The 7,773-nt window shown below is 43.3% G+C and carries 5 protein-coding genes; 1 reads left to right on the plus strand and 4 read right to left on the minus strand.

Annotated features, from left to right (window positions below):
• Window positions 1-18 precede the first annotated feature (18 nt).
• A complete protein-coding gene (gene ftsH3 / locus HXY43_RS26885; RefSeq protein WP_290890376.1) occupies window positions 19-1,860 on the plus strand; it encodes an ATP-dependent zinc metalloprotease FtsH3 in 1,842 nt (613 codons plus the stop codon).
• A gap of 352 nt (window positions 1,861-2,212) precedes the next feature.
• Here the strand turns inward: ftsH3 and HXY43_RS26890 are convergent, their stop codons facing one another.
• From HXY43_RS26890 to HXY43_RS26905, 4 genes are all read right to left on the minus strand, one after another.
• Window positions 2,213-3,349: a HAMP domain-containing sensor histidine kinase gene (locus HXY43_RS26890; protein WP_290890379.1), complete on the minus strand. Its 1,137-nt coding sequence runs from the start codon at window positions 3,347-3,349 to the stop codon at window positions 2,213-2,215.
• Window positions 3,350-3,351: 2 nt separating this feature from the next.
• Window positions 3,352-4,062 carry a response regulator transcription factor gene (locus HXY43_RS26895; protein WP_290890383.1) on the minus strand — a complete coding sequence of 237 codons (711 nt, stop codon included), beginning with the start codon at window positions 4,060-4,062 and terminating at the stop codon, window positions 3,352-3,354.
• 127 nt (window positions 4,063-4,189) lie between these two features.
• Window positions 4,190-4,876, minus strand: coding sequence for an NYN domain-containing protein (locus tag HXY43_RS26900; RefSeq protein ID WP_290890386.1), 687 nt, complete (start codon window positions 4,874-4,876; stop codon window positions 4,190-4,192).
• Between the two features lie 1,339 nt (window positions 4,877-6,215).
• Window positions 6,216-7,286, minus strand: coding sequence for a Photosystem Q(B) protein 1 (locus tag HXY43_RS26905; RefSeq protein WP_290890389.1), 1,071 nt, complete (start codon window positions 7,284-7,286; stop codon window positions 6,216-6,218).
• Window positions 7,287-7,773 lie beyond the last annotated feature (487 nt).

The raw sequence follows: 7,773 nt of genomic DNA on the forward strand, positions 1-7,773 counted from the left end.
TTAGGAGGATTAACCTCGGTGAATAATAAACGATGGAGAAATGCGGGGCTGTACGCGCTGCTTTTTATTGTTGTCATCGCTCTTGGGACAGCATTTTTTGACAAGCAACCCCAAAGCAGAGAGACATGGCGATACAGTCAATTTATTCAAGAAGTTCAAAATGGCAGGGTAGATAAGGTCAGTATTAGTGCGGATCGGTCTACAGCTATTGTCACGCCTACAAGTGGCGACAAGAAATTGGTGACTTTAGTTAACGATCCAGACCTGATCAACACACTCAACGCTAAAGGCATAGATATTATAGTTTTGCCTCAAACCGACGAAGGATTCTGGTTTAAGGCACTTAGCAGCCTATTTTTCCCTGTATTGCTTCTGGTTGGCTTATTCTTCTTGCTGCGCCGTGCCCAAAATGGCCCGGGTAGCCAAGCCATGAACTTTGGCAAATCCAGAGCCAGAGTGCAAATGGAACCACAAACCCAAGTCACCTTTGGTGATGTCGCTGGCATCGATCAAGCCAAGCTAGAACTAAACGAAGTCGTAGACTTTTTGAAAAACGCCGATCGCTTTACTGCCGTTGGAGCCAAAATTCCCAAAGGCGTACTGTTAGTAGGCCCTCCAGGAACTGGTAAAACCTTGCTAGCTCGTGCTGTAGCAGGCGAAGCGGGTGTCCCCTTCTTCTCCATCTCTGGTTCTGAGTTCGTAGAAATGTTTGTGGGTGTGGGTGCGTCCCGCGTCCGTGACTTATTCGAGCAAGCCAAAGCTAATGCTCCTTGTATCGTCTTTATCGATGAAATTGACGCTGTCGGCCGTCAGCGTGGTGCAGGCTTAGGCGGTGGTAACGATGAGCGGGAACAAACCCTCAACCAGTTACTCACAGAAATGGACGGCTTTGAAGGTAACACCGGCATCATTATCATTGCCGCTACCAACCGTCCCGATGTTTTGGATGCAGCTTTGTTGCGTCCTGGCCGCTTCGACCGTCAGGTTGTTGTAGATCGTCCCGACTACTCTGGACGGGTGGAAATTCTCAAAGTTCATGCCCGTGGCAAAACTTTAGGCAAGGATGTGGACTTGGAAAGAATTGCTCGTCGTACTCCTGGGTTTACTGGTGCGGATCTATCCAACCTGCTGAACGAAGCCGCCATTCTGGCAGCACGCCGGAACTTGACCGAAATTTCGATGGATGAAATTAACGACGCGATTGATCGCGTTTTAGCAGGGCCAGAGAAGAAAGACCGGGTAATGAGCGAAAGGCGCAAGCAACTCGTGGCATATCACGAAGCCGGTCACGCTTTAGTTGGGGCGCTGATGCCAGATTACGACCCAGTGCAAAAAATTAGCATTATTCCGCGCGGTCGTGCCGGTGGTTTAACTTGGTTTACCCCCAGCGAAGACCGTATGGATAGTGGTTTGTACAGCCGCTCTTATCTAGAAAATCAGATGGCAGTGGCATTAGGTGGTCGCATTGCTGAAGAATTAATCTTTGGTGAAGAAGAAGTAACTACCGGTGCTTCCAACGACTTGCAACAAGTAGCACGTGTTGCCCGGCAAATGGTAACACGGTTTGGGATGAGTGACAAACTCGGCCCCGTTGCCCTTGGTCGTCAGCAAGGCAATATGTTCCTCGGTCGGGATATCATGTCAGAACGTGATTTCTCCGAAGAAACCGCCGCCGCTATTGACGAAGAAGTCCGCAAATTAGTGGATGCAGCTTATGCGCGTGCTAAAACAGTTTTGACAGATAACCGTCACGTTCTCGATCAATTGGCGGATATGCTGGTTGAGAAAGAAACCGTGGATGCTGAGGAATTGCAAGAACTGTTAGCAAACAACGATGTGAAGACTGCGGCGTTTGCATAATTAGTAAGGAGTCAACAGTAAAAATAATTGACGACTCCTAGTAAAATATCAGGGTAGTTCTTAGATTATCTGAGATTACCCTGATTTTTTTGAGTTTGGTATCAATATTTACATACTCCCCACTCTATAAGGGCGAGGATTCTAGGCTCAAACAGCAATTGCAGGCTGTGCCTGTCTGACATCGCCTAACCCAATGGTTGACCCCAACCGAATTCATGTCTATAAAGAGCCTCTGCTTTTAGTCCTCGTTACCAGGTTCAACCTGGTAACGAGGGTTTGGAGGCTATGCCTCCAGGTTGTTGCATAGGCGTGCGAGATGTGAATCAAGGGGTAAGAGAAAGAGTTATTTTCGCTATCCCGAACGAGCATTGTAACGAAACAAAGGCAAACAGAAACGAAAAGTGCTACCTTTTCCGACTTCGCTTTCTACTTCCATGTAGCCGCCTTGTAGTTCCACTAAACGGCGAGAGATGGTTAAACCGATACCAGTACCACCGGAATGGCGATCGCGGGATTTATCAGCTCGCCAAAAGCGCTCAAATATATGGGGCAAATCTGCTGCGGCAATTCCCATACCCGTATCAATTACTGCAATCCAAAGTTTTGAGGCATCAGTCCAAGCATGGATGGTAATTGCGCCTTGATGAGTGTAACGCACTGCATTACCAACTAGATTCACTAACACCTGTTCTGTACGGTCAATATCTGCTAACACAGGGGGTAGCTGTGGCGGACACTCCAGTCGCAGCACTGGCCCATCTTCAAGCAATTGGTCGGCGAATCTTTCCACTAATGACTCTAGTAAGGGATGTAGATTTACAGGCTGAATGTTAATCGGCAAATAACCAGCTTCTGCTTTAGAAAGTTCTTGCAGATCGTTGACTAATCGTTCTAACCGCTTCGTTTCCTTGACTAACCGCAGATAAATTTCACTAGAGGGTTCTATTCTCCCGTCAGCCAGTTCTTCCAAATAACCGCGCACTACCGTTAAGGGTGTCCGCAATTCATGGGTCATGTCTCCAATTAATTCCCGCCGCCGCGCTTCTACTCCTTCTAAACTGGCTGCCATACGGTTAAAGCTTGCTCCCAGTCTGTTCAGTTCTGGAATATCCGATACAGGTACTCGTGCATTCAACCGACCACTAGCAAACTCTTGAGTAATTTGTTCCATCTTAGTTAAGCCTTGCATAATCCGCTTAGAGACTAAGTAACTCAATCCTCCTGCTGCCGTAGCACTGACTACGACTGACCATAAAGTACTTCGTCTCCAAGCGATTTCAAATCCGGCAACTAATTCTGTACGGATATTAAATAATCTGTACCCCCGTTTTTCTAATTGCTGTAAGTGCAGGACAAAAAGGCGGGGAGAAGAAAGTTTGCTAATGATGACGAGACTAACCACCGCCACAATTATGACTACGAGGTGGGAAAAAAATAGACGAGTTCCCAAAGGCAAGGACTTTGTCCAACGCCAACCAATCTTGAACATGCTCAAACTAGGGGCGGGTCTTCAAATTTATAACCTACGCCTACAACAGTTTTAACAAACGTGGGATTAGCAGGATCTGGTTCTATTTTTTTTCGCAACCGCGCTACATGAGTATCTACAACCCGCTCATCACCAAAAAAGTTATCGCCCCAGAGTTTGTCAATCAGTTGGGTACGGTTCCAAACTCGACCAGGACTGCTGATGAAAGTGCTTAGCAAGTTAAATTCTAGGGTTGTTAACTCTAGAATTTCTGATGGCTGAGAATCTATCTGGCGACTGATGGTACGCTGCTCTACGTCTACTGTAAAATGTTGCGTACGATAAATTTGATTTTGCCCTCCCCCGCGAAGGCTGCGCCGCAAAAGGGCGCGCACCCTGGCAACTAACTCTCTGGGGCTAAAAGGCTTAACCATATAATCATCAGCACCAGTAGATAAGCCAATGACACGATCAATTTCTTCACCCTTGGCAGTGAGCATTAATATATATGGATCTTTTGCACCTGGTTTTTGACGAATTCTGGCACAGACCTCTAACCCATCCAAGCCAGGAATCATCAAGTCTAGGATAATTAAATCTGGTGGTTGCTCCTGAAACATCCGCAAGGCAGAGATGCCATCGCGGCTAATGCGACAGATAAACCCTTCTTTTTCGAGAGTATGTTGAATTAACTGAGCAATCTCCGGTTCATCCTCAACAATTAAAATATCCATCTCAGTTAGAGGTGAGTAAAATGCACAGAGTCACTTACAGTAGTTGCCATTTTACTCTAGAAAGTAGCTGTGAGTCTGGCATGATACTAGTGTAGATGAAGATGGATTGAAGATTGAAGATTGTCAATTACACGCTGGTGTTGGATAGCGAGCGACAGTTATAGGCAGAATTAGAGTCTTTTTGAATGTATTGTTTAATCGTATCGAGGTCAATGAAGCAGTCGGCAACATCAATCAAGCTGTCACTAGTCATTGAGCGGACGCTGACGACTTCTACCCGTGCTCCTTTGTAAGCGATCGCATTTACAGCATAGGCTAAATCTCCATCGCCACTCACTAAGACCGCAGTATCGTAGTAGGGAGCTAAATTGATCATATCTACAGCAATTTCTACATCAAGATTGGCTTTTTTGGAGCCATCTGGAAGCTGAACTAAATCTTTTGTAACCACACGATAGCCATTTCGACGCATCCACAACAGAAAACCCTGCTGCTTATCATTATTGCGATCGACTCCTGTGTAGAAAAAAGCACGTAATAATCTAGAACCCCGAGTTAAACAACAAAGTAGTTTAGCATAGTCAATTTCAATTCCGAGTTGTAAAGCGGTATAAAATAGATTTGAGCCATCAATAAAAATAGCAACTCGACCGCGATTTGAGTTATTGAGAATGTTCGTTTCTGCTGAGGTATCTAGCATATTCGCATCTTCACTGTCGATCCCAGCATCCATAAGGCTCTCTCCCTGCCACTGCGGCCTTGGTTGAAGTAATTTATATTGATTTGTTTGTTTGCTAAAAGTAGTAAAAGTCATTGATACCTCTGAATTTTAAACCTGGAAAGTCTTTCCTTGTCATTTGTCAACAGATAATCTGTACTGGGTTTAGTCATGGCAGTAAATCAAATTCAAGAATTAATACGGTGGCATAAATAAATCGACCATATCCCCTTCTGCCCTACTCTACCTTGAAGCTGCCCTGTAGGCGTCTACATGGGGAGGCGCGTGTTCCGCATAGTGTCGGAACTTTAAGCGCCGTCGCCGTGGAAACCCCTTTTGGAGCGAGCTGTCTCACCTCTTGCTTTCTGCCTTTTTGTACTAAGTACAACTAAACACAGATGATCTTTACTGTTCATAGTTAACAGAAAACTCAAGGTTTTTTCACTTATGTACAGACTTTGTGAAAGTGTGTCTGTTCATTTGTAGTCTCAGCAGAAAGGTCTGCTTAATGCTAACTGAGTTTACTCCTTGGGGAGAAGCTTGAGTGAACGATCAACATATAATCTTATTGTAACGAGCTATTACTCATCGCTCCATTACATCATTTAGCTTAGTAATATAAACGATTGACATTAAATAAAAATAAATGTCAAGTTTATTAGTTACATATGTAACAACTAATTAGCAATATATATTTACATCATCACATTACCTAAATAATATAAATTCAAAAAGCTACCAATCACCCTAATTTTTCGCATGAAATCTTGAAAACGCACAGACATGTATTTTCCGAAATTCAGTTTTTAATGAGAATCTTTAGCTAGGCTAATTTGTTAAAGTCATGATTTTACGAAAAATTAGTTTTATTGACTAATTCATCACTTACGCCATTTTTTTGAGTTTGCATTCAGTATTTAAGTGCTTCAAAATAATCATTAAATGAATTAATTCAAACTTAATGATTGTGGCAGTTGCGTAAGTAATGATCTTATAAAACCGCTTAAATGCCACATTTACTACAGCGGCTTTTTAAGCTTACATTACTTTATTCCTTGCTAAAATGTTGTTGTTTAATCAACATTTTCATAAAAATTTTAATAACTTATTTCAATAATAATTATCTTGAATTTAAATAAATTTTTTTAAAGATATAAAAATAGAGATTAGAGATGAGAGGCTAGAGCATAGATTCAGTATTCATAAATTCTTGGTGCGGTCAGACCAGGGAGAATGGGAAAGTGGGAGAAGCGGAGGTGAGGAGGTGGGGAGAATATAAAACTGGACTCTCCCCATCACCCCTCCCTCCTTGTCCTCCTTGTCCTTCTTTTCATTTTTAAGCTGGCGACAGTTTAAAAAACCGCCCCTGCAACATTCAATCAAAGGGCGGGTTTTAATGACAAAACTTTTTATTTACGAGGAAATTTTCAATTTTTCAACTCACCGGAAATGGTATACCACTAGAAAGAATCGGTGGGAAATTATGGGTATTAGGAGCGTGCATTGCTTGTAACCCAATATTAGCTCGATTGAGTAAATCGGCATCTGTGGGAATCGGTGCACCTCGACTATCTAAGACTGAGTGATTGAAGTTAAATCCATTCAGGTTAAATGCGACTGAACAAACACCCAGTGCAGCAAACCAAATACCTATTGTTGGCAAAGCTGCTGTTAGAAAATGAAAAGCGCGGTGATTTCGACTAGCAAAAGGTGGAATCAACAGGCGACCTAAGAAGCCATAGTGTCCTGCCAAGTAGCTGTAAGTCGGTTGCTTTTGACCAAGCTGATACCCAACGTTTATAGACTCGTTTTCGCTGGTGTTGCGGATGAGCGTTGAAGCAACCAATGAGCCATGCAAGGCACTCAAGAACGCGCCACCAAAGACTCCGGCAACCCCCAACATATGGAAGGGATGCATGAGGATATTGTGATTTGCTTGCACAGCCATCATAAAGTGGAAAGTTCCCGCAATTCCTAAAGGTAAGCCGTCAGAAAAGCTACCTTGACCAATCGGGTAAACTAGCAAAACGGCTGTTGCTGCGGCAGCGGGTGCGGAAAAGGCGGCGGCAATCCAAGGACGCATACCAAGGCGATAGCTAAGTTCCCAAAGTCGCCCAAGATAACACCAAATTCCGATTAGAAAGTGCAGCACAATTAATTGATAGGGGCCGCCGTTATAAAGCCACTCATCTATAGAAGCGGCTTCCCAAATTGGATAAAAATGTAAGCCAACCGCAGCAGAAGTTGGTACAACAGCAGCTGTAATCAAATTGTTACCATCCATCAAAGAACCCTTGATTGGCTCTCGAATACCTTCCATGTCTACGCCGGGAGCAGCAATGAAAGCCAAGATGAAACAAATAGTGGCAGCTAGCAAAGTCGGAATCATCAGCACGCCAAACCAGCCGATGTAAATACGATTGTTAGTGCTGGTAATCCACGCGCAAAATCGATCCCATAGCTTGGAAAAATCAAATTCTTTTCGACGTTGAACGATGGTGGTCATCGTTTATGCCTCCTCTGAATGTAGAGAATATGCATGAATTGCTGAAAATGAGTTCAACATGCAATATTTTCAGTTTTTTTATGCAGTTAACTCTGTATATTTCGTAGTTGCAAAATCTGGCAGCAGTTAGCGTCTTATTTGCTGAGTTCAGAGTTACTAAATTTCTACAGTATTCTCTGTACTTTAATTCTAGAAAAAGTGTTAGTAATACTTACAAATGAGTCAAATATCTTTGCAATCCTTTGTGGTTGTTCACTTAGCCAGTAGTTTCACAATAGTTGGTGAAAAGTGCTACGAAGCAGTATATTTGTATCTATAAGAAAAGCCAACTATAATTCCTCGTTGTCATACATACTTTCCCGGCTAACAGGGCGTTGCTGAATCAAGATATGAATTTACAATTCACGGGTATGTAGAGACGTAGCATTGCTACGTCTCTACAATGATTTGGCATCGAACTACAAAAATGTATGCACACATAATTCAT

Origin of the sequence: Fischerella sp. (genome assembly GCF_013388695.1) — a bacterium.
Lineage (GTDB): Bacteria > Cyanobacteriota > Cyanobacteriia > Cyanobacteriales > Nostocaceae > PCC9605.

What these genes read in the sequence shown, in the direction of transcription:
- HXY43_RS26895 (WP_290890383.1), bottom strand. Translation starts at nt 4,062, where the DNA reads ATGGATATTTTAATTGTTGAGGATGAACCGGAGATTGCTCAGTTAATT.
- HXY43_RS26900 (WP_290890386.1), bottom strand. Translation starts at nt 4,876, where the DNA reads ATGACTTTTACTACTTTTAGCAAACAAACAAATCAATATAAATTACTT.
- HXY43_RS26890 (WP_290890379.1), bottom strand. Translation starts at nt 3,349, where the DNA reads ATGTTCAAGATTGGTTGGCGTTGGACAAAGTCCTTGCCTTTGGGAACT.
- HXY43_RS26905 (WP_290890389.1), bottom strand. Translation starts at nt 7,286, where the DNA reads ATGACCACCATCGTTCAACGTCGAAAAGAATTTGATTTTTCCAAGCTA.